We start from the raw sequence: 21,953 nt of genomic DNA, 5'->3' as shown, positions 1-21,953 counted from the left end.
CGTCGGACGTCCTCGGTAGGCTTCACCGGTGACCGAGATCGAGATCGGCCGGGCCAAGCGCGCGCGGCGTGCCTACTCCTTCGACGACGTGGCGATCGTGCCCTCGCGGCGCACGCGCGACCCCGAGGAGGTCAGCACCGACTGGCAGATCGACGCCTACCGCTTCGACATCCCCGTCCTCGCGGCGCCGATGGACTCGGTGATGTCTCCGCAGACGGCGATCGCCTTCGGCCACCACGGCGGCCTGGGGGTGCTCAACCTCGAGGGCATCTGGACGCGGTACGACGACCCCGAGCCGCTGCTCGAGGAGGTCGCCGGCCTCGAGGGGCACGACGCGACCCGTCGGCTGCAGGAGATCTACACCGAGCCGGTCAAGGCGGAGCTCATCACCGAGCGGCTGCGCCAGGTGCGTGAGGCCGGCGTGACCGTCGCGGGCTCGCTGTCGCCGCAGCGGACCAAGGAGTTCGCCAAGACGGTGGTCGACGCGGGCGTCGACATGTTCGTCATCCGCGGCACGACCGTCTCGGCCGAGCACGTCTCCTCCCAGGCCGAGCCGCTGAACCTCAAGGAGTTCATCTACGAGCTCGACGTCCCGGTCATCGTCGGCGGCTGCGCGACCCACCAGGCCGCGCTGCACCTGATGCGCACCGGCGCGGCCGGTGTGCTGGTCGGCTTCGGCGGCGGCGCGGCCCACACCACGCGGACCGTGCTCGGCGTCGCGGTGCCGATGGCCTCCGCGGTCGCCGACGTCGCCGCGGCCCGTCGCGACTACCTCGACGAGTCCGGCGGCCGCTACGTCCACGTCATCGCCGACGGGTCCATCGGCCAGTCCGGTGACCTGGCCAAGGCGATCGCGTGCGGCGCCGACGCGGTCATGGTCGGCTCGCCCTTCGCGCGGGCGAGCGACGCCCCGGGCCGCGGCTTCCACTGGGGCACCGAGGCCCACCACGCCGACCTGCCGCGCGGCCAGCGCGTCCACCTCGACACCGTCGGCACGACCGAGGAGATCCTCTTCGGCCCCTCCCGTGTCGCCGACGGCACGATGAACCTCATCGGCGCGCTCAAGCGGTCCATGGCCACCACCGGCTACACCGAGGTCAAGGAGTTCCAGCGGGTCGAGGTCGTCGTCGTCTGACGGCGGCACGCCGACTACCCTCGGCCCGTGAGCGAGCCGGCCGTCACCATCCACACCGACGGGGCCTGCATCCCCAACCCCGGCCCCGGCGGCTGGGGCGCCCTGCTGCGGCAGGGGGTGCACGAGCTCGAGCTGTGCGGCGGCCTCGCCGAGCCCACCACCAACAACCGGATGGAGCTCACGGCGCCCATCGAGGCGCTCGAGGCCCTCAAGCGCCGCTCGGTGGTGCACCTCTACACCGACAGCACCTACGTTCGGAACGGCATCACCTCCTGGGTGATCGGCTGGCAGCGCAACGGCTGGCTGACCAAGGCCAAGGAACCGGTCAAGAACGCCGACCTCTGGCGCCGGCTCGTCGCCGCCTGCGCCGAGCACGACGTCGAGTGGCACTGGGTCAAGGGCCACAACGGCGACGAGGGCAACGAGCGCGCCGACCGGCTCGCCGCCCGCGGGCTGGCCGAGGCGGTCGCGGCGGCCCGGGCATGACCCGGCCGGGCCCGCTGCTGGTGGCCGCCGGTCAGGCCGCAGCGGTCGCCGGCGACCTCCCCGCCAACGTCGCCACCGCGGCCCGGCTCGCCTCCGACGCCGGCGACCGGGGTGTGCGGGTGCTGGTGCTGCCCGAGGCGTTCCTGACGGGGTACGACGCCTCCGCGTTCGACGGCCCGCTCCCGACGGCCGAGCGGGTCGCCGGGCCCGAGCTCGACCCGCTGCGCGAGGTGGCGCGGGCGGCCGACCTGGTGGTCGTCGTGGGCACCGCCCTGCAGCGGGCGGACCGCCGTACGTTGTCCTCGGTCGTGGTCCGGCCCACCGGCGAGGTGACCGTCCCCTACGACAAGCAGCACGTCGACCCCTCGGAGCGACCCTGGTTCGCGGCCGGCGACCACGGCTGCTCGATCACCGTCGACGGCGTCGAGCTGGGCCTGAGCATCTGCTACGACGGCTGCTTCCCCGAGCACGCCCGCGCCGCGGCGGTCGACGGCGCGCTGGGCTACCTCAGCTCCGCGGCGTACTTCCCGGGCGGGGAGCACCGTCGCGACCTCTACTACGCGGCGCGGGCGGTGGAGAACTCCTTCTACGTCGTCTTCTCCGGACTCACCGGGCGCTGCGGCGGCAGCTCGTTCATCGGTGGCTCAGCGGTCCACGACCCCGAGGGGCGGCCCCTCGAGCGGCTCGGCGAGGAGGAGGGGCTGGCGGTCGGCGAGCTCGACCCGGCGCTCGTGAAGGCGACCCGGGCGCGGCACTCGATGCACGCCGACCACCTGCCGTCGTTGGGCGGCCGGGTCCGCGGCTGAGGCTCCGAGGACCTTCCCCCACCTGGTGGTTGTCGGCTGTCGGCGGCCCGCTCTAGGGTCCTGGCTCTCACCACATCGTGTGAGCGCCATCACTCGGGAGGCTGTCGTGCGTCGTACCGTCCCATCCACCCTCGTCGCCGCCGGTGCCGCGCTCGCGCTGCTGTGGCCGACCGCGCCGGTCTCCGCGGCCCCCGCTCCTGCGGCCGAGGGCGACCGTCGCGACCGCGACATCGCCCAGCACGCGCTGCGGGCCGGGGTCACCGACGACAGCTTCTACTTCGTCATGGCCGACCGGTTCGCCAACGGCGACCCCGCCAACGACACCGGCGGCATCGAGGGGGACAAGGACGAGCACGGCTTCGACCCCACCGCGAAGGGTTACTTCAACGGCGGCGACCTCGACGGCCTGCGCGCGCAGCTGGACTACATCGAGGGCCTCGGCACCGACGCGATCTGGCTGACCCCGGTCTTCAAGAACAAGGCGGTCCAGCTCGAGGACGGCCCCTCGGCCGGCTACCACGGCTACTGGATCACCGACTTCACCCGGATCGACCCCCACCTGGGCACCAATGCCGACCTCACCGAGCTCGTCGAGGCCGCGCACGACCGCGGCATCAAGGTCTTCTTCGACATCATCACCAACCACACCGCCGACGTCATCGGCTACGAGGAGGGTGCGCGGACGGCGTACGTCCCCAAGGACGTCGAGCCCTACCGCACGGCCGACGGCACGCCGTTCGACGACCGCGACCACACCGGCGGGGGGCCGTTCCCCGAGCTGGACCCGGCCACGTCGTTCCCCTACACGCCGGTGCTCGAGCCGGGCGAGGAGGACCTCAAGGTCCCGGCCTGGCTCAACGACCCCACGCTCTACCACAACCGCGGCAACACGACCTTCACCGGCGAGGACAGCCAGTACGGCGACTTCTTCGGCCTCGACGACCTCTTCACCGAGCACCCGCGGGTCGTCGACGGGATGATCGACATCTACCGCACCTGGGTCGAGGACTTCGGCATCGACGGCTTCCGCATCGACACGATGAAGCACGTCGACGACGCGTTCTGGCAGGAGTTCGGGCCGGGCCTGCTCGACTTCGCCCGCAGCCACGGCAACCCCGACTTCTTCATGTTCGGCGAGGTCGCGCTCGACGGCAGCGACGCCGCCGCGAAGGCCTTCACCTCGCACTACACGACGCACGACGGGATGCAGGCGATCCTCGACTTCCCCTTCCAGTGGGCCGCGCGGGACTTCGTGTCCAAGGAGGGGAGCGGCCGGGCGCTCGCGCGGTTCTTCCGCGACGACGACTGGTACACCGACGCCGACAGCAACGTGCACTCCCTGCCGACCTTTCTCGGCAACCACGACATGGGCCGCTTCGGCCACTTCCTCGCCGCCGACGACGCGGAGCGGACGCCCGAGGAGCTGCTGCGCCGGGACGTGCTCGGGCACGAGCTGATGTACCTCTCGCGCGGCAACCCGGTCGTCTACTACGGCGACGAGCAGGGCTTCACCGGCACCGGCGGCGACCAGCTCGCGCGCCAGAGCATGTTCGCCAGCCAGGTGCCGGAGTACGTCGACGACGACCAGCTCGGCACCGACGAGACCCCGGCGACCGACAGCCTCGACACCGACCACCCGCTCTACGGCGCGGTCGCGGGCCTCGACCGGCTCGTCGAGCAGCACCCCGCCCTGCGCCGCGGCGCCCAGCAGGTCCGCGTCGCGGGCGAGGACGTCGTGGCGTTCTCCCGCATCGAGCGGCGCCAGCAGCGGGAGTACGTCGTCGTCCTCAACACCGCCGAGCAGCGCCGGTCCGTCCGGGTGCCGACGTGGGTCGACGCCGGCCGCTTCCGCAAGGTCCACGGCGCGGGCCCGGCGAGCCTCCGCAGCGCCCGCGACGGCGACCTCCGCGTGACCGCGCCGCCGCTCGGCGCGGTCGTCTACGCCTCCGTCGACCGCATCCCGGCCTCGCGCAAGGCGCCGTCCGTGCGCCTGGCGAGGCCCACGCCGACGAAGGTCGCCCGCAGCCGCACCGAGGTGACGGCCAAGGTCGGCGGCGACTCGTTCTACGAGGTGTCGTTCCAGGCGAAGGTCGGCAACGGCCGCTGGCGCGACATCGGCACCGACGACTCCGCGCCCTACCGGGTCTTCCACGACACCCGCGACCTCGCGACCGGGACGAAGGTGACCTACCGCGCCGCCGTCCTCGACAACCGCGGCCACAGCCGGGTGAGCGGGGTCCGCACCACCCGGGTGGCCCCGCCGACGGTCGACGTCACGACCTCCGGCACCGACGGGACGGTCAGCAACGTCGACCCTGTCACGGTCACCGCGACGGTCGACCCGGAGCGGCCCGGCCAGTCGGTGCGGTTCGAGCGGCGGGTCGGTGACGGGGCGTGGACGGTCATCGGCACCGACACCAGCTCGCCGGCGTACACGGTCCGCGACGACGTCTCCGGCCTGCCGCTCGGCACGCGGGTCCGCTACCGCGCCGTGCTGCTCGAGCCCGGCACGCCGCGGGTCGTCGGCGGTCCCGTCACCGTCACGACCGCCGCACCGACGCCGGCCCGCGAGAGCGTGGCGGTCGCCGGCAGCCTGCAGGACGAGATCGGCTGTGCCGCCGACTGGGACCCGGCCTGCGAGGAGAGCCGGCTCGCCTTCGACCCGACCGACGGTCGGTGGCACGCCACCTTCGAGCTGCCCGCCGGGACCTACGAGTGGAAGGTCGCCGTCGACGGCTCGTGGGACGAGAACTACGGCGCCGGGGGAGCGGCCGGCGGCGACAACCTGGTGCTCGAGGTGCCCGAGGGCGGCGCGACGTACCGGTTCACCTGGGACCAGGTGAGTCACGAGCCGTCGGCCACACTGGAGCCATGAGCCCGTCCGGCGCGCCCGTCCCGACCGACCCGAGCGCGCTGGGCCCGGCCGCCCGCGAGGCGGCCCTCGACCGGCTGGCCGCCCCCGACCACGAGCTCGACGTGCTCGTGGTCGGGGGCGGTGTCGTCGGGGCCGGGGTCGCGCTGGACGCCGTCACCCGCGGCCTGTCGACCGCGCTGGTCGAGCAGCGCGACCTGGCCAGCGGCACCAGCAGCCGCTCCTCCAAGCTCGTGCACGGTGGGCTGCGCTACCTGGAGATGCTTGACTTCGGCCTGGTCCGCGAGGCGCTGCACGAGCGGGGGCTGCTGCTCACCCGGCTCGCGCCGCACCTGGTCCGGCCGGTGCCGTTCCTCTACCCGCTGACCCACCGCGGCTGGGAACGGCCCTACGTCGGCGCCGGGCTCGCGCTGTACGACGGCCTGGCCGCCCTCGCGCCCGGCGGCTCGGGCCTCCCGCGGCACCGCCACCTCACCCGCCGGCAGGTCGCGCAGCTGGCGCCGGACTTCCGCGCGGAGACCGTCACCGGCGCGATCCGCTACCACGACTGCCAGGTCGACGACGCCCGGCTGGTGCTCACCATCGCCCGCACCGCCGCCGCCCACGGCGCGGCCGTCGCCACCCGCACCCGGGTGACCGGGTTCCTCCGCGAGGGCGAGCGGGTCGTCGGCGTGCGCGCCACCGACCTGGAGACCGGCCGCGAGCTCGAGGTCCGTGCCAAGGTCGTCGTCAACGCGGCCGGGGTCTGGACCGACGAGGTCCAGGAGATGGTCGGCGGCCGCGGCGCGCTGCACGTCCAGGCCTCCAAGGGCATCCACCTCGTCGTGCCCCGCGACCGCATCCGCTCGGAGGCCGGCTTCATCGTCCGCACCGAGACGTCGGTGCTCTTCGTCATCCCGTGGGGCCGGCACTGGGTCATCGGCACCACCGACACGGCCTGGGACCTCGACAAGGCCCACCCGGCGGCGAGCCGCGCGGACATCGAGTACGTCCTCGACCGGGTCAACGCGATCCTCCGCGAGCCGCTCGACCACGACGACGTGGAGGGCGTGTACGCCGGCCTGCGGCCGCTCCTGAGCGGCGAGTCGGAGCCCACGTCGAAGATCTCGCGCGAGCACACCGTGGTCACGCCCGTCCCCGGGCTGGTGATGATCGCCGGCGGGAAGCTGACGACGTACCGCGTCATGGCGCGCGACGCCGTCGACGCCGCGGCCCACTCGCTGCGGATCACCGGCAACCTCACCGTCCGCCCGTCGATCACCGACCGGGTCCCGCTGCTCGGCGCGGACGGCTGGGAGGCGCGGACCAACCAGCGGGTGCTGCTCGCCCGCCGCTCCGGCCTGCACGTCGCGCGCATCGACGCGCTGCTGGGGCGGTACGGCGCGCTCGTCGACGACCTCCTCGCCCTGGTCGCCGCCCGGCCGGAGCTCGGCGAGCCGCTCGAGGGTGCGGACGAGCACCTGGCCGCCGAGGTCGTGTACGCCGTCACCCACGAGGGCGCCCGCCACCTCGACGACGTGATCACCCGGCGGACCCGCATCTCCATCGAGACCTTCGACCGCGGCACCCGCGCCGCCCCCGGCGTCGCCGCGCTCATGGCCGCCGAGCTCGGCTGGGACGACGCCCGCACCGCCGACGAGGTCGACCACTACCTCCGCCGCGTCGAGGCCGAGCGGCAGAGCCAGCTCCAGCTCACCGACCAGGAGGCCGACGAGGCTCGCGTCCGCGCCCCCGACATCGTCTGACTCCCGCCGCCCTGCGCCTCTCGCCGGGTCTCGACCGCCTGCTGGTTGAGGAGGTTGCGCTGGCAACCGTCTCGAAACCCGGTGACTGTCCCCGCCGCCCTGCGCCTCTCGCCGGGTCTCGACCGCCTGCTGGTTGAGGAGGTTGCGCTGGCAACCGTCTCGAAACCCGGTGACTGTCACCACCGCACTGCGCCCCTCACGGGGTTTCGACACGGTCGGCGCTGGCGCGCCTCCCGGCTCAACCAGCGGGCGACCAGCGGGGCCCATGGTTGACACGTGTCATTGACAACTAGAACGCGTTCCACCGATGCTGGCGGCGCTGAGAGCCACGTCACACTCGCGTCGCGTGGCCGACCACGAGGAGCGCCCGTGACCCAGGCACCGCCGCCATCGGACATGAAGCTGCAGCGCAGCAGCCGGGACCCCAGCACGCTGGCCGACCGGCTCTCGACGTGGCTGGCGACCCAGCTGCCGGAGGGGGCGGCGCCGGCCGTCGTCGTGCACGCGGGGGCCGACGCCAACGGCATGTCGTCGGAGACGCTGCCCCTGGACGTGACGTGGACCGAGGGCGGCGAGCAGCGGGTCGGCCGGTTCGTGGCGCGGGTGGCGCCGGCGGCCGAGGACTTCCCGGTGTTCCCCGACTACGCGCTGGGCGACCAGTACGACGCGATGCGGCTGGTCGGCGAGCTGACGGACGTACCCGTGCCGGTGGTGCGGTGGATGGAGCCGACCGGCGAGGTGCTCGGGACGCCGTTCTTCCTCATGGACCGCGTCGAGGGCGTGGTGCCGCAGGACGTGCTGCCCTACAACTTCGGCGACAACTGGCTGCACGACGCCTCGCCGGAGCAGCAGCGCTCGCTGCAGGACGCGACCGTCGGCGTGCTGGCCCGGCTGCACGCGATCCCCGAGGCGAGCGCGACGTTCGCCTTCCTCGACCCGGCCCACCACGGCCACGCGGGGGCCACGCCGCTGGAGCGGAACCTCGCGGCGACCCGGGCGTGGTACGACTTCGCGGTCCCCGACATCGGCCGCTCCGCGGTGACCGAGCGCGGGCTCGCCTGGCTCGAGGCGCACCTGCCCGATCAGCAGGGCGACGCGGTGCTGTGCTGGGGCGACTCGCGGATCGGCAACGTGCTGTTCCAGGACTTCGCACCGGTCGCGGTGCTCGACTGGGAGATGGCCACCGTCGGGCCGCGCGAGCTGGACCTGTCGTGGATGGTCTTCGCGCACATGGTCTTCGAGTCGATCACCGGCGCGCTGGAGCTGCCGGGGATGCCACACTTCCTCCGCGAGGAGGACGTCGTGGCGACGTACCGCCAGCTCACCGGCGTCGAGGTCGGCGACCTGCACTGGTACCACGTCTACAACGCCGTCCAGTGGTGCATCGTCTTCCTGCGCACCGGCGCCCGGCAGATCCACTTCGGCGAGATCGAGCGCCCCGAGGACCCCGACGCGCTCATGCACCACAAGCCGCTGCTCGACCGGCTGCTCGTGGAGGTGGGGGCCTGATGGTCGGACCGCTCGACGAGTACCCGCTGCACCAGGCGCCGCTCCCGGTCACCTGGCCCGCCAGCAGCGACCGCAACTTCTACGACCGCTGCTACTTCAACGCCCACGACCGCACCGGCGACCTGTTCCTCATCACCGGCCTGGGCTACTACCCCAACCTCGGCACCAAGGACGCGTTCCTGCTGCTCGCCCGCGACGGCAAGCAGACCGCGCTGCACCTCTCCGACCTGTGCGACGACGACCGCCTCAACCAGCACGTCGGCGGCTACCGGCTCGAGGTCGAGGAGCCGCTGCAGCGCATCCACCTCACGATCGAGGAGACCGAGGGGATCGCCGCCGACCTGACGTGGGAGGGCTCCTTCCCGGTCCTGCGGGAGCTGCCGCACGTGCTGCGCTCAGGCGCCCGGGTCACGCTCGACGCGCAGCGGTTCGCCCAGGTCGGCACCTGGACTGGCCACGTCGACGTCGACGGCGAGCGGATCGAGGTCACCCCGGACCGCTGGGTCGGCACCCGCGACCGCTCCTGGGGCATCCGCCCGGTGGGCGAGGCCGAGCCCGCCGGCGCGCCGGCGGACCCGCCGTTCGACGGCATGTGGTGGACCTACGTCCCCATGCGCTTCGAGGAGTACGCCGTCGTGCTGATCCTGCAGGAGGACCCGTCTGGCTACCGGACCCTCAACGACTGCCACCGCGTCCACGCCGACGGGCGGGTCGAGCAGCTCGGCTGGCCGCGCGTGCAGGTGCACTACGCCTCGGGCTCCCGGAAGCCGACCGGCGCGACGATCACCTGCACCAGCGGTCGCGGCGAGGAGGTCCGGCTCGAGGTGTCCTCGCTGCTGGCGGCGCCGCTGCACGTCGGCGGCGGCTACGGCGGCGACCCGGACTGGACCCACGGCATGTGGAAGGGCGAGAAGCACGTCGAGCGGCTGACCTACGACATGGCCGACGAGGCCGTGCAGGGCCGGTTCATGTTCGGCTGCGTCGACCACGTCGGCCGCGCGGTCCTGCACGAGGGCGGGACGACCGCCGAGGGCTGGGGCCTCTTCGAGCACTTCGCGATCGGCCGCCACGACCCCAGCGGCTTCGCCGACTGGTTCGCCACCGCGCCCTGACGCCCGGCCGACCTCCGCCACCACCCGTCGTACTCCAGCACCAGACCCCCAGGAGCACCCCATGACCCTCGACCGCGACGCCTTCTACATCGACGGCCGGTGGGCCGCGCCGGCGACCTCGGCGACCCTGCAGGTCGTCTCGCCGCACTCCGAGCAGGTGGTCGCGACGGTCCCGGAGGGCTCGGCCGCCGACGTCGACGCTGCCGTCGCGGCGGCACGGCGGGCCTTCGACGAGGGCCCGTGGCCGCGGATGTCACCGGAGGAGCGGATCGAGGTCGTCCAGGCCTTCTCGGGGCTGTACGCCGCGAGGCTGGCCGAGATGGCCGACCTGATCACCACCGAGATGGGCGCGCCGACGTCGTTCTCCAACCTGGCCCAGTCGCCGGCGCCGTGGATGCAGATCGAGGCGTTCCTCGGGATCGCCCGCGCGTTCCCGTGGGAGGAGACCCGGCCGGGCGTGCTCGGCCCCGAGGTGATCGTCCGGCGCGAGCCGGTCGGCGTGGTGGCGGCGATCCCGCCGTGGAACGTCCCGCAGTTCACGACCATCTCCAAGGTCGTCCCGGCGCTGCTGGCCGGCAACACGGTCGTGGTGAAGCCCGCGCCGGAGACGCCGCTGGACACCTACCTGATGGCCGAGCTGCTCGAGGAGGCCGGCGTGCCCGCCGGCGTCGTCAACATCGTGGCCGCCGGCCGCGAGGTCGGCGAGCACCTCGTTGCCCACCCCGGCATCGACAAGGTCGCCTTCACCGGCTCGACCGCGGCCGGTCGCAAGATCGCCGCGGTCTGCGGCGAGCAGCTCAAGCGGGTCAGCCTCGAGCTCGGCGGCAAGTCCGCCGCAATCGTCCTCGACGACGCCGACCTCGCGGCCACGATGGAGGGGCTGAAGTTCGTCGCGCTGATGAACTCCGGCCAGGCCTGCGTGGCCCAGACCCGCATCCTCGCCTCGCGCGCCAACTACGACGCGGTCGTCGAGGCGCTCGCCGAGACCGTCTCCGGGATGGTCGTGGGCGACCCCGCCGACCCCGCCACCGAGATCGGCCCGATGGTCGCCCAGCGCCAGCAGGAGCGGGTCGAGAAGTACATCGCGCTCGGCCAGGAGGAGGGTGCCCGCCTCGTCGTCGGCGGCAACGGCATGCCCGACGGGCTCGACCGCGGTTGGTACGTCCGGCCGACCGTCTTCGCCGACGTCGACAACCGGATGCGGATCGCGCAGGAGGAGATCTTCGGGCCGGTCCTGTCGGTCATCGCGTACGACGACGTCGACGACGCGGTCCGCATCGCCAACGACTCCGACTACGGCCTGGCCGGCACGGTCTGGACCGGCGACCCCGAGGCGGGCCTCGACGTGGCCCGCCGCGTGCGGGCCGGCACCTACGGCGTCAACACCTACACGATGGACTTCGCCGCGCCGTTCGGCGGCTTCAAGGCGTCCGGGATCGGGCGGGAGTTCGGTCCGGAGGGCCTGGCGCAGTACACCGAGCTGAAGGCGATCTACCCGACCGCGCCGGCCATGTGACCACCGCTGGGGACGGCGGGTCGACGGGCCTTCTCGACAGCCGGGCCGGCAGCCGCTTGACTGTCGGTTGACAGTGGTTGGCGATGTGTACAGTCCCACAATCGCTACCGTTCGGTAGTCCAGGAGACTGCGGTCACATACTCTCGGTACATGAGCGCCTCCTCACCGTCCCCGTCCGGCGGCCCGCTCGTGGAGGGTCCGCGTGACCCCGAGCACGAGCCCGGCGCGACGTACGCGCTGGAGCCGGACTACGTCGCCTCGCTGACCCGCCGCGTGCACGCGACGTCGGGGGAGGCCAACGCGGTCTTCTCCCCGCTCGACGGCGCCCCGCTGGCCCACGTCCCGCAGAGCAGCGACGCCGACGTCGCCGACGCGTTCGCGCGTGCCCGTCGGGCCCAGCTGGCCTGGTCGCGGACCAGCCTGGACCAGCGCGCCGCGATGCTGCTGCGCTTCCACGACCTGGTGCTCGACCGGCAGGACGAGATCACCGACCTGATCGTGCTGGAGTCCGGCAAGGCGCGGAAGCACGCCTTCGACGAGACCCTGCACGTGGCGATGACCGCGCGCTACTACGCGCGCACCGCCCACCGCCACCTCGACACCCGCCGCCACCCCGGCGTGATGCCGGTGCTGACCCGGGTCGACGTCAACCGCGTCCCCAAGGGCGTCGTCGGCATCATCTCGCCCTGGAACTACCCGTTCACGATGGCGCTCGCCGACGGGCTGCCGGCGCTGATGGCCGGCAACGCGGTCGTCGCCAAGCCCGACGCCCAGACGATGCTCTCGGCGCTGCTCGGCGCGCAGCTGCTGGAGGAGGCCGGCTTCCCGCCGGACGTCTGGCAGGTCGTGGCCGGCCCCGGCGCCCGCGTCGGCGGCGGGATCATCGAGCGCGCGGACTACGTCTGCTTCACCGGCTCGACCGCCACGGGTCGCGTCGTCGCCCACGGGTGCGCCGAGCGGCTCATCGGCTGCTCGCTCGAGCTCGGTGGCAAGAACCCGATGCTGGTCCTGCGCGACGCCGACCTGGAGAAGGCCGCCGAGGGCGCCGTCCGCGCGACGTTCTCCAACGCCGGGCAGCTGTGCGTGTCGATCGAGCGCATCTTCGTCGCCGACCAGGTCTACGACCGGTTCGTCGAGCGGTTCGTCGCGCGCGCCCAGGCGATGACGCTCGGGGCGACGCTGTCGTGGGAGAACGACATGGGCTCCCTGGTCTCCCAGGCGCAGCTCGACGCGGTCGTCCACCACGTCGAGGAGGCGGTCGCCAAGGGCGCCCGCGTGCTCACCGGCGGCAAGGCCCGGCCCGACCTCGGCCCGTACGTCTTCGAGCCCACGATCCTCGAGGGCGTCACGCCCGACATGGCGTGCTTCCAGGACGAGACCTTCGGTCCGGTCGTCTCGCTCTACCGCTTCCACGACGAGGCCGACGCGATCGCCCGCGCCAACGAGGGGGAGTACGGCCTCAACGCCTCGATCTACAGCCAGGACGGCCCGCGCGCCCGCGCGATCGCCCGCCACGTCAAGGCCGGCACCGTCAACATCAACGAGGCCTTCGGCGCCACGTTCGCCAGCCTCGACGCCCCGATGGGCGGCATGCGCCAGTCCGGGGTGGGCCGCCGCCAGGGTGCCGAGGGCATCCTCCGCTACACCGAGACCCAGTCGGTCGCGACCCAGCGCGTCATGCGCATCGCGCCGGTGCTCGGGCTCTCCGACGAGACCTTCGCCAAGGTCATGACCGCCAACCTCCGCCTGATGAAGAAGCTGGGACGTGCCTGATGACCGCTGACACCGCTACTCCCGCCGGCGCTCCCGGCACGCCCCGTGGCACCGCCGGCAACGACGCGGGGCACGACTTCGACGTGCTCGTCATCGGCTCGGGCTTCGGCGGCTCGGTCTCCGCGCTGCGCCTGACCGAGAAGGGCTACAAGGTCGGCGTGATCGAGGCGGGCGCCCGGTTCCGCGACGAGGACTTCGCCGAGACCTCGTGGGACGTCAAGCGCTACCTCTTCCGCCCCGAGGTCGGCTGCTACGGCATCCAGCGCATCGACGCGCTCCGCGACTGCCTCATCGTCTCCGGCGCCGGCGTGGGCGGCGGTTCGCTGGTCTACGCGAACACGCTCTACGAGCCGCTGCCGGCGTTCTTCAACGACCCGCAGTGGAGCCACATCACCGACTGGAAGTCCGAGCTCGCGCCGTTCTACGACCAGGCCAAGCGGATGCTCGGCGTCGTCGAGAACCCGCTGCGCACCCCGGCCGACGACGTCATGGAGAAGGTCGCGACCGAGATGGGCGTGGCCGACACGTTCCACCCGACCCCGGTCGGCGTCTTCTTCGGCGGCCCCGAGCAGAGGCAGGGCGAGCAGGTCGCGGACCCGTACTTCGGCGGCGCCGGGCCCGAGCGCACCACCTGCATCGGCTGCGGCGCCTGCATGAGCGGCTGCCGGCACAACGCCAAGAACACCCTGGTCAAGAACTACCTCTACCTCGCCGAGCAGGCCGGGGCGAAGGTGCTGCCGCTGACCACGGTCACCCGCATCGCGCCGCGCGAGGACGGCGGGTACGACGTCCACGTCCGCTACACCAAGGCCAAGGTCTCGCGCCGCACCGTCACCCGGGTGCTCACCGCCGACCAGGTCGTGCTCGCGGCCTCGGCGCTCGGCACCCAGCGGCTCCTGCACCGGATGAAGGACGAGGGGCACCTGCCCCGCGTCTCCGACCGCATCGGCTACCTCTCGCGCACCAACTCCGAGTCGATCCTGGGCGCGATCGCGCCCGACACGAAGATCGACTACAGCCAGGGCATCGCGATCACCTCCTCCTTCCACCCCGACGAGGACACCCACATCGAGCCGGTCCGCTACGGCAAGGGCAGCAACTTCATGTCCCTGCTGCAGACGGTGCTGACCGACGGCGACGGCACGGTCCCGCGCTGGCGGACGTGGCTGAAGGAGTCGTGGAAGCAGCGCACCAACATCAAGGACCTCTACGACCTGCGGCACTGGTCGGAGCGGACCGTCATCGCGCTGGTGATGCAGAGCCTGGACAACTCGATCACGACGTACACCCAGAAGATCCCCGGCACGAACAAGCGCTTCCTGACCTCGCGCCAGGGCCACGGCGTGCCCAACCCGACCTGGATCCCCGCGGCCAACGCCGCCGTGCGGATGATGGCCAGGATCATCGGCGGCACGCCCGGCGGCAACATCGGCGAGCAGTTCAACATGCCGCTGACCGCCCACTTCATCGGCGGCTGCGCGATCGGCGAGTCCGCCGAGACCGGTGTCATCGACCCCTACCAGCGCGTCTACGGCCACCCCGGCCTGCACGTCGCCGACGGCTCCGCGGTCACCGCCAACCTCGGGGTGAACCCGTCGCTGACCATCACCGCGCAGGCCGAGCGCGCGATGGCGCTGTGGCCGAACAAGGGCGAGCAGGACCGGCGCCCGGCCCTCGGCTCGGACTACCGCCGGGTCGACCCGGTCGCCCCGCAGGCGCCCGTCGTCCCCGACAGCGCCCCCGGCGCCCTGCGGCTGCCGATCGTCGGCGTGTCGTGACCGACCGGTCGGAGTGGCCGCAGCCGCTCTGACCTGGATGGATGCTGCGAGGAACGGCCCGGTCCAGACCGGGCCGTTTTTCGTTCCTCCCGCGGCGTAACCCGCTCCGGGGGCGGTCGTTGAGGTGGTCAGACCCGGCAGTCATGCTCCCTCCCAAGAGTCGGGTCGTGGTCCAAGCACTGTCCAACAGATGCGTGGACGATCAGGGCCCGGCCACCCTCCCTCCCCGGCCGGGCCCTGGTGCTTTTTCGCGGCCCTTCCGCCGAGCTCGCGAGGCGGAAGACCCAGGCCGGGAGGTTGAGGAGCGTCGGCTCACCCGAGCCTGCGAGGGAGAGCGACGCGTCTCGAAACCCACGAGTGGGCTGCGAGGGGAGCGACGCGCGTCGAGACCGGGCCCGTCGATAGGCTGCGCCCATGACGGCGGTGGGAGAGCACGACCTGGTCCTGGTGGTCGACTTCGGTGCGCAGTACGCCCAGCTGATCGCCCGGCGGGTGCGCGAGGCCCGGGTCTACTCCGAGATCGTGCCCCACACGATGCCGGTGGCCGACATGCTGGCGCGGCAGCCCAAGGCGATCATCCTGTCGGGAGGCCCGTCGTCGGTGTACGCCGAGGGCGCGCCGTCGATCGACACGACGCTGTTCACGGCCGGCACGCCGGTCTTCGGCATGTGCTACGGCTTCCAGCTGATGGCCAAGGGCCTGGGCGGCGAGGTGTCCCACACCGGGGCCCGCGAGTACGGCCGCACCGACGTCACGGTCACCGAGCCGGGCACGCTGCTCTCCGACGTACCTGCCGCCCACCGCGTGTGGATGTCCCACGGCGACTCGGTCACGGCCGCCCCCGAGGGCTTCTCGGTGCTGGCGTCGACCGCGGTGACCCCGGTGGCGGCGTTCGAGGACGTCGACCGCGGCCTCGCCGGGGTGCAGTGGCACCCCGAGGTGCTGCACTCCGAGCACGGCCAGCAGGTGCTCGAGCACTTCCTGCACGACATCGCCGGCTGCCGGCCGACCTGGACGATGGTCAACATCGTCGAGGAGCAGGTCGAGGCGATCCGCGCACAGGTCGGCGAGCACGGCCGCGCGATCTGCGGCCTCTCCGGCGGCGTCGACTCCGCGGTCGCGGCGGCCATCGTGCAGCGGGCGATCGGGGACCGACTCACCTGCGTGTACGTCGACCACGGCCTCATGCGCCAGGGCGAGACCGAGCAGGTCGAGCGTGACTTCGTGGCGGCCACGGGGGTGGACCTCAAGGTCGTCGACGCCGAGGAGCGGTTCCTCACCGCGCTGGCCGGCATCTCCGACCCGGAGGAGAAGCGCAAGACGATCGGCCGCGAGTTCATCCGCGTCTTCGAGGCCGCCCGTGGCGAGATCCTCGCCGGGTTCGTCGAGCAGAGCGCCGCGACCGAGGGCGACAAGGTCGCGTTCCTCGTGCAGGGCACGCTCTACCCCGACGTGGTCGAGTCCGGGGGCGGCGCCGGGACCTCCAACATCAAGTCCCACCACAACGTCGGCGGCCTGCCCGACGACATGGACCTCGAGCTGGTCGAGCCGCTGCGCACCCTGTTCAAGGACGAGGTCCGCCAGGTCGGCGAGCAGCTCGGCCTGCCCGCCGAGATCGTCCACCGCCAGCCGTTCCCCGGCCCGGGCCTCGGCATCCGGATCATCGGCGAGGTCACCCGCGACCGCCTCGACATCCTGCGCCAGGCCGACGCGATCGCCCGTGAGGAGATGACCCGCGCCGGCCTCGACCGCGACGTGTGGCAGATGCCGGTCGTGCTCCTCGCCGACGTCCGCTCCGTCGGCGTCCAGGGCGACGGCCGCACCTACGGCCACCCGGTGGTCCTGCGCCCGGTCACCTCCGAGGACGCGATGACCGCCGACTGGGCCCGCCTGCCCTACGAGGTCATGGAGAAGATCTCCACCCGGATCACCAACGAGGTGCGCGAGGTCAACCGGGTCACGGTCGACATCACCTCCAAGCCGCCGGGCACGATCGAGTGGGAGTGACCGGGGCCTGAGGGCCTCCTCGCTCTGCTGACCAGAGGGGCACACCGTGTGCCCCTCTCGTCAGCACGGACCGGCCTGCCCGGGTGCCCCCCCCGGGACGGGTGTCCCGGTGACCGCCCTGCGAGGTCGGGACGAGGTCGGTGCTGCTGTCCCTGTCGGCCGGGACGCCGGGACGGCGAGGGTCGTGCTCACCAAGCACCCCTCACGAGAGCGCAGAGCCATGACCCCCCTGAGCAGCATCGTCACCCGCACCACCCCGCGGACCACCGAGCGCACCACCCCGCGCACCGCCCCCCACGCCACCTCCCACAGCGCCGTGCACACCGCCACGACCGGACGTCGTACGACGGGCACGACCCGCACGCGGCGCACCGGCCTGCTGGCCGGCGCCGCGCTCGTCCTCACCACCACCCTCGCCGGCCTCGGCGGCGTCGCCACGGCCGCGGCGGGCGGTGAGTGGCAGGACGGCAAGCACGACGAGGACACCGTCATCGACTGCATCACCGGCGGGCCGTCGACCGGTGTCAGCGCCAACGTCAGCTGGAGGTCGCCGTCCGGGAAGGTCCCGAAGGTGGGGGAGAAGTTCTACCTCCGCGGCTACATCGGCCTGGTCAGCATCCCGTGCAGCGGCAAGGTCGCCGTGCTGCCGGAGATCATGGTCCCGCGCGGCGTCGAGTTCGTCGACGAGGACGTCCGCTGGGACCTGACGAAGGCCGGCGAGGACCAGGACCTCGGCACCGGCGAGCTCGCCTTCGACCAGGGCGTCAACGGCGGCATCGTGGTCGGCAACGCCGACTTCACGCCGTTCACCCTGCGCCAGGGCGACGTGCTCGAGCTGCAGTTCCCGGTCAAGGCGACCCGCGAGCTCAAGGGCCCGGCGACCCAGCAGCCCGAGTGCCAGAGCCGCCGGGAGGGCACCGCGCCCTGCCCGATCGCGCAGTCCGGCGACCACTTCCAGATGGCGTTCACCGTCGGTGGCCACGGCAGCGACAAGCAGTACGTCACGCCGTACGTCGGCCTCTTCGCCGGCGGCGACGCGACGGTCAAGATGGCCTCGCACGTCACCGCGAAGTTCTCGCTCAGCTCCCGGCGGAAGGGGTCGGCCACGGTCACCGTCGGCGCCGACAGCCCGGTCGCCGGTGGCAAGGTCGTCATCACCGACAACGGCCGCCGCATCGGCGCCGGCAAGGTCGACGCGTCCGGCAGGGCCCGGGTCGCGCTGCCGAGGATGAAGAAGGGCAAGCACGTCCTCGTCGCGGCGTTCGGCGGCACCTCGGGCGTGAAGGCGTCGGCCTCAAAGCGGTACGTGATCACCGTCCGCTGACCCGCACGACCAGCACAGCCCCGCACCACGCCGGCCCGGTGACGCCCTCGGGGGACGTCACCGGGCCATCGGGCGCACCACGTCCTCGGCGAAGCGGGCCATCCCGTCGAGCTTCTGCTCCAGCGTGGCGTCCAGGCCGGTGTAGTAGGCCCACGGCATCGTCATGCAGTCGGTGACGCCGCCCTCCTCCGCCCGGGCGAACTGCTCGGGCACCAGCGCGTCGGTCAGCGCCACGATGACCCGGAAGTCGCCGGCCGCGCGCGCCTCCTCGCGGACCTCACGCAGGCGGGTGGCCCAGCCGATGGCCTCGTCGGTGCGGTACATGTCGCCCACCCAGCCGTCGTGCCGCGCCGCCCGCCTGAACGCGACCTCCGAGAGCCCGCCGACGTAGACCGGCACCGGCGCGGTGGGCGTCGGCTCCATCACCAGCCGCGGTGCTGAGTAGTGCTCGCCCGCGAACTCCGTCCAGCCGGGCTGCCACAGCTCCTTCACCAGCGCGAGCCCCTCGTCGGTGCGACGGCCGCGGGTGCGGAACCCCTGCTCGAGCAGCTCGAACTCCTCCTCGCACCAGCCGATCCCCACCCCGAGAGCGACCCGGTTGCCCGACAGCACCGCGGCGGTGCCGACGGACTTGGCCACCTGGAACGGGCTCCGCATCGCCGGCACGTAGACCGAGGTGAAGAACCGCAGCCGTTCGGTCACCGCCGCCAGCGATCCGATGAGCACCCACGGGTCCGGCCACTCCGCGTCGAAGCCCCACCGGCGCGAGCCGTCGGGCGTGTAGGGGTACGGCGTCCGCAGCGTCTCCAGGTCGACCACGTGGTCGGGGACGGCCAGGGCGTCGTAGCCCAGCTCGTCGGCCGCGCGCGCGATGGCGGCCAGCTCGGAGACGGGCAGGAAGGCGGTGCTGATCGCGAAGCGCACATCCGGCAGCCTAGGGCCGAACTAGAACGCGTTCCACCGTTCCTCGGGCTAGGGCTTGAGGGGGTCGTGCCCGAGGTTCATCAGGCCGCGCCGCCAGGAGTCCTCGCCCGCGGTCGGCTCGGGGTCGGGCCCGCGCTCGGCGACGATCGTCTCCACGACCCGGTCCATGACGTCGACGTCGTCCGGCGTCAGGTCGGCGCGGCGCTTGCCGAGGATCGCCAGCACCCGGTGGCCCAGCTCGGGGCCGGCCTGGTCGGGGAGCGCCTCGGTGTCCTCGTCGGCGCCCTGCACAGCCAGCCAGTCGCGCAGCTCGCGGGAGGTCATGTTGACCACCCGGTGGAAGTCCTCCCACAGCTCGTCCTCGACGATGCTCTCGGCCACCAGTCCTCCTCCTTCGTCGGTCCCGCCCAGTCGGCGGTGGACGCCGCCGGTACCCACCCGCCGCCGATCGATCAGTGCTCGACCAGTGCTCGATCAGTGCGGGGCGGGGTACCGCCCGGACGTGGCACGAGACGACGTCGACCGGCCCGGGGCCGAGCAGTGGGTGCCCGAGCGGCCCACGCACGAGGCTCTGGTGGAGGCGGTGCAGGACTGCCGCGGGTGCGAGCTGCACTCCGACGCGACCCAGGCCGTGATGGGGTCCGGTCCGGCCGGGGCGCGGCTGCTGGTGCTCGGGGAGCAGCCCGGCGACCGGGAGGACGTCGAGGGGGAGCCGTTCGTGGGACCGGCGGGCCGAGTCCTGGACCGCGCGCTCGAGGACGTGGGGATCGACCCGGCGGAGGTCTACCGCACCAACGTCGTCAAGCACTTCCGCTGGTCGGAGACGCGCGGCAAGCGCCGCATCCACCAGTCGCCGAAGACGGCGCACGTGGCGGCCTGCGCGCCGTGGCTGCGGGCCGAGCTGGCGCTCGTGCGTCCGGCCGGAGCGGTGCTCCTCGGCGGGACGGCCGGCAAGGCGGTCTACGGCTCGTCGTTCAAGGTCGGTGAGGCAAGGGGCCGGCTCGTCGAGTGGCCGGAGCGGCTCGGGACCGAGGACCCGCCGGGCTGGGTGCTCACCACCACCCACCCGTCCGCGGTGCTGCGCGCGGACGACCGCGACGCGGCGTACGACGACCTGGTCGCCGACCTCCGCGTCGCGGCCGAAGCGCTGTCGAGGGCTACTTGAAGATGCTGTAGCCGCCCGGACCCACGGCGAGGCCGACCACGATGAGGACGATGCCCCACAACAGCTGGCCCTTGATGAGGTTGAAGATCCCGGCCACCACGAGGATGACGGCGAGGACCCAGAGGATGAACAGCATGGAGGATTGCTCCTTCTTGTCGGGGGAGTGGATGGAGGGAGCGACGAGCCCTTACCCTCGCCGGGTCCAGACCATGCGTTTCCGCAGGTCCGAGGCCGGGTAGACCCGTCTCGGGCGGCCGGACCGGCCACCCCTCCACCTGGGATCGCTCCCCCCACCCTCCGAGGTAGTAGATGCGCAGAACCGTCATCGGCGCCGTCGGCGCCGTCACCCTCGCCCTCACCGCGTTGCCCGGCGTCGCCGTGGGCGCGACGCGCGTGGACGGCGACCACTTCCAGGCCGCGGGCCTGCGGCTCGCGGTCCGCGACTGCGTCGACCCGGGCGCCGGCCCAGGCGGGGCGCCGACGTTCCGCGTCGTGCGCAACAAGCCGAACTCCGGCAAGGCGAGCATCGCCTGGACGCCGCGCGGCGAGGGGACCGCGGTCGGCGCCACGGCGTACGCCGGTCGACCCACGCTGCTGAGCACGTTCTCGATCCGGCTCCGCACGACCGCCGCACAGAGCCAGGGCATCGCCCACGTCCGCTACGACCCGCCGGACGACGACGGCTACTGGATCGGCACCTCCGACCTGATCACCGACCTCAACCCCGACGAGAAGCCGGACTGGCGCACGATCGACGGGTCCGCGCTGACCTACGCGTGGCGTCACTACACCGCCGCCGGCGTCGAGGACGCCACCTCCTTCCCGATCGACCTGCAGTCCTTCGCGACCCTGCGGGGCGGCGACGGCGAGGGGGCGCGCATCGGGTTCCTCTTCGGCTGCGACGGCAACACCTTCCAGGTCGACCGCCTGCTCGTGCGCTCCGGCGGCCCGCTGAAGAACTACGAGTTCGAGGCCATCAAGACCAAGGCCGCGCTCACCCGCGGGTCCTCGACCCAGAAGACCGTGCGCGTGACCTACGGCGAGAAGTTCAACCTCGTCGGCCGGGTCCGCGAGGTCATCGACGGTGACGGCGTCCCCGGCAAGGTCACCATCGCGGCCAAGCGCGCGGGGGACAAGAAGTTCCGGAAGGTCGTCACCAAGAAGGTGTCCTCCGGCGTCCTGCGGACCTCGATCCTGCCGTCGAAGAACACGACCTACCGCGTCACCTTCCCCGGCTCGACCAAGCACGAGAAGTCGTCGGCCAAGCTCAAGGTCCTGGTCCGGGCGAACGTGACCGGCACCCTCGCGAAGCGCACCGTGCGCGCCGGCTCGACCCTGACGATGCGGGGCCGCGCGCTGCCGGCCCGCCGAGCAGCGATCCAGCTGCAGAAGTACAGCGGCGGCAAGTGGCGCACGATCTCCCGCGGCTCCACCGCCGGCAACGGCCGGTACTCGATCTCGGCCCCCGCCAAGCGGATCGGCAAGAGCTTCTGGCGCGTCCGCGTCGCGGGCGGCGCCGGGAACATCTGGGGTGCCTCGGTCTCGCGCAAGCTGATCACCGTCGCCCCGCCGTCCAGCGGTGGCGGTGGCGGTGGCGGTGGCGGCGGCGGGGGAAACCCGACGCCGACCGACCCGACGCCCCCGCCGCCCACCGAGCCCCCGCCGCCCCCGCCGCCGGGCTCCTGAGGCGGGCCCGGCCCGCGGGCGGTGCGAGACGCGCGTCACGCGATTCCCGCACCACCCGCGTGGGCACCTGGGTGTCGACGCCGTGCTGAACACACGCCCCCGACCGGTACGCCGG

At 72.8% G+C, this 21,953-nt stretch carries 17 protein-coding genes; 14 read left to right on the top strand and 3 right to left on the bottom strand.

What is annotated here, in order from left to right; genetic code table 11:
- The first annotated feature begins 28 nt into the window (after positions 1-28).
- The 12 genes from QWY29_RS13815 to QWY29_RS13760 all read left to right on the top strand — a co-directional run bounded on the left by QWY29_RS13815 (position 29) and on the right by QWY29_RS13760 (position 18,063).
- On the top strand, positions 29-1,135 hold the full coding sequence (locus QWY29_RS13815; protein ID WP_300961606.1) for a GuaB3 family IMP dehydrogenase-related protein: 1,107 nt from the start codon (positions 29-31) through the stop codon (positions 1,133-1,135).
- Positions 1,136-1,162: 27 nt separating this feature from the next.
- Positions 1,163-1,621 (top strand): ribonuclease HI, encoded by a 459-nt coding sequence (gene rnhA / locus QWY29_RS13810; RefSeq protein WP_300961605.1) that lies wholly within the window; start codon positions 1,163-1,165, stop codon positions 1,619-1,621.
- Positions 1,618-2,427, top strand: a complete 810-nt coding sequence (locus tag QWY29_RS13805; RefSeq protein ID WP_300961604.1) for a carbon-nitrogen hydrolase family protein — start codon at positions 1,618-1,620, stop codon at positions 2,425-2,427. The genes rnhA and QWY29_RS13805 overlap by 4 nt, the downstream gene beginning before the upstream one ends.
- A gap of 106 nt (positions 2,428-2,533) precedes the next feature.
- Positions 2,534-5,302, top strand: a complete 2,769-nt coding sequence (locus QWY29_RS13800) for an alpha-amylase family glycosyl hydrolase (RefSeq protein ID WP_300961603.1) — start codon at positions 2,534-2,536, stop codon at positions 5,300-5,302.
- Positions 5,299-7,044 (top strand): glycerol-3-phosphate dehydrogenase/oxidase, encoded by a 1,746-nt coding sequence (locus tag QWY29_RS13795; RefSeq protein WP_300961602.1) that lies wholly within the window; start codon positions 5,299-5,301, stop codon positions 7,042-7,044. Before QWY29_RS13800 ends, QWY29_RS13795 begins: the two co-directional genes overlap by 4 nt.
- 369 nt (positions 7,045-7,413) lie before the next feature.
- On the top strand, positions 7,414-8,553 hold the full coding sequence (locus QWY29_RS13790) for a phosphotransferase family protein (protein ID WP_300961601.1): 1,140 nt from the start codon (positions 7,414-7,416) through the stop codon (positions 8,551-8,553).
- Positions 8,553-9,665 (top strand): Rv3169 family protein, encoded by a 1,113-nt coding sequence (locus tag QWY29_RS13785; RefSeq protein ID WP_300961600.1) that lies wholly within the window; start codon positions 8,553-8,555, stop codon positions 9,663-9,665. Before QWY29_RS13790 ends, QWY29_RS13785 begins: the two co-directional genes overlap by 1 nt.
- A gap of 61 nt (positions 9,666-9,726) precedes the next feature.
- The gene (locus QWY29_RS13780; protein ID WP_300961599.1) at positions 9,727-11,181 is read left to right on the top strand and encodes an aldehyde dehydrogenase; all 1,455 of its coding nucleotides are present in this window, start codon (positions 9,727-9,729) and stop codon (positions 11,179-11,181) included.
- A gap of 150 nt (positions 11,182-11,331) precedes the next feature.
- Complete coding sequence (locus tag QWY29_RS13775) at positions 11,332-12,954, top strand: succinic semialdehyde dehydrogenase (RefSeq protein WP_300961598.1); 1,623 nt, start codon at positions 11,332-11,334, stop codon at positions 12,952-12,954.
- Positions 12,954-14,732 carry a GMC oxidoreductase gene (locus tag QWY29_RS13770; RefSeq protein ID WP_300961597.1) on the top strand — a complete coding sequence of 593 codons (1,779 nt, stop codon included), beginning with the start codon at positions 12,954-12,956 and terminating at the stop codon, positions 14,730-14,732. Before QWY29_RS13775 ends, QWY29_RS13770 begins: the two co-directional genes overlap by 1 nt.
- A gap of 414 nt (positions 14,733-15,146) precedes the next feature.
- Complete coding sequence (gene guaA, locus QWY29_RS13765; RefSeq protein WP_300961596.1) at positions 15,147-16,739, top strand: glutamine-hydrolyzing GMP synthase; 1,593 nt, start codon at positions 15,147-15,149, stop codon at positions 16,737-16,739.
- 220 nt (positions 16,740-16,959) lie between these two features.
- Positions 16,960-18,063 (top strand): Ig-like domain-containing protein, encoded by a 1,104-nt coding sequence (locus tag QWY29_RS13760; RefSeq protein WP_300961595.1) that lies wholly within the window; start codon positions 16,960-16,962, stop codon positions 18,061-18,063.
- Between the two features lie 57 nt (positions 18,064-18,120).
- Here the strand turns inward: QWY29_RS13760 and QWY29_RS13755 are convergent, their stop codons facing one another.
- Together QWY29_RS13755 and QWY29_RS13750 are read right to left on the bottom strand one after the other, a co-directional pair.
- Positions 18,121-18,987 (bottom strand): TIGR03619 family F420-dependent LLM class oxidoreductase, encoded by an 867-nt coding sequence (locus QWY29_RS13755; protein WP_300961594.1) that lies wholly within the window; start codon positions 18,985-18,987, stop codon positions 18,121-18,123.
- A 48-nt stretch (positions 18,988-19,035) separates the two neighbouring features.
- Positions 19,036-19,368, bottom strand: coding sequence for a DUF3140 domain-containing protein (locus QWY29_RS13750; protein WP_300961593.1), 333 nt, complete (start codon positions 19,366-19,368; stop codon positions 19,036-19,038).
- A gap of 121 nt (positions 19,369-19,489) precedes the next feature.
- Here QWY29_RS13750 and QWY29_RS13745 point away from each other — a divergent pair, with 121 nt between their 5' ends.
- The gene (locus tag QWY29_RS13745; protein ID WP_300961592.1) at positions 19,490-20,152 is read left to right on the top strand and encodes a UdgX family uracil-DNA binding protein; all 663 of its coding nucleotides are present in this window, start codon (positions 19,490-19,492) and stop codon (positions 20,150-20,152) included.
- Here the strand turns inward: QWY29_RS13745 and QWY29_RS13740 are convergent.
- Positions 20,145-20,288: a GPGG-motif small membrane protein gene (locus QWY29_RS13740; protein ID WP_300961591.1), complete on the bottom strand. Its 144-nt coding sequence runs from the start codon at positions 20,286-20,288 to the stop codon at positions 20,145-20,147. The genes QWY29_RS13745 and QWY29_RS13740 overlap by 8 nt on opposite strands.
- Before the next feature lie 173 nt (positions 20,289-20,461).
- Here QWY29_RS13740 and QWY29_RS13735 point away from each other — a divergent pair, with 173 nt between their 5' ends.
- Positions 20,462-21,838: a hypothetical protein gene (locus tag QWY29_RS13735; protein WP_300961590.1), complete on the top strand. Its 1,377-nt coding sequence runs from the start codon at positions 20,462-20,464 to the stop codon at positions 21,836-21,838.
- Positions 21,839-21,953: the final 115 nt, after the last annotated feature.

It is taken from the genome of Nocardioides abyssi (assembly GCF_030412915.1).
Lineage (GTDB): Bacteria > Actinomycetota > Actinomycetes > Propionibacteriales > Nocardioidaceae > Nocardioides > Nocardioides abyssi.
The sequence above is the reverse complement of the archived record's forward strand: the minus strand, read 5'-3'. Positions and strand labels throughout refer to the sequence as shown.

Coding starts and splice junctions, on each gene's coding strand:
- QWY29_RS13795 (WP_300961602.1), top strand. CDS start 5,299: ATGAGCCCGTCCGGCGCGCCCGTCCCGACCGACCCGAGCGCGCTGGGC.
- QWY29_RS13735 (WP_300961590.1), top strand. CDS start 20,462: ATGCGCAGAACCGTCATCGGCGCCGTCGGCGCCGTCACCCTCGCCCTC.
- QWY29_RS13775 (WP_300961598.1), top strand. CDS start 11,332: ATGAGCGCCTCCTCACCGTCCCCGTCCGGCGGCCCGCTCGTGGAGGGT.
- QWY29_RS13760 (WP_300961595.1), top strand. CDS start 16,960: ATGACCCCCCTGAGCAGCATCGTCACCCGCACCACCCCGCGGACCACC.
- guaA (WP_300961596.1), top strand. CDS start 15,147: ATGACGGCGGTGGGAGAGCACGACCTGGTCCTGGTGGTCGACTTCGGT.
- QWY29_RS13785 (WP_300961600.1), top strand. CDS start 8,553: ATGGTCGGACCGCTCGACGAGTACCCGCTGCACCAGGCGCCGCTCCCG.
- QWY29_RS13805 (WP_300961604.1), top strand. CDS start 1,618: ATGACCCGGCCGGGCCCGCTGCTGGTGGCCGCCGGTCAGGCCGCAGCG.
- QWY29_RS13780 (WP_300961599.1), top strand. CDS start 9,727: ATGACCCTCGACCGCGACGCCTTCTACATCGACGGCCGGTGGGCCGCG.
- QWY29_RS13770 (WP_300961597.1), top strand. CDS start 12,954: ATGACCGCTGACACCGCTACTCCCGCCGGCGCTCCCGGCACGCCCCGT.
- QWY29_RS13740 (WP_300961591.1), bottom strand. CDS start 20,288: ATGCTGTTCATCCTCTGGGTCCTCGCCGTCATCCTCGTGGTGGCCGGG.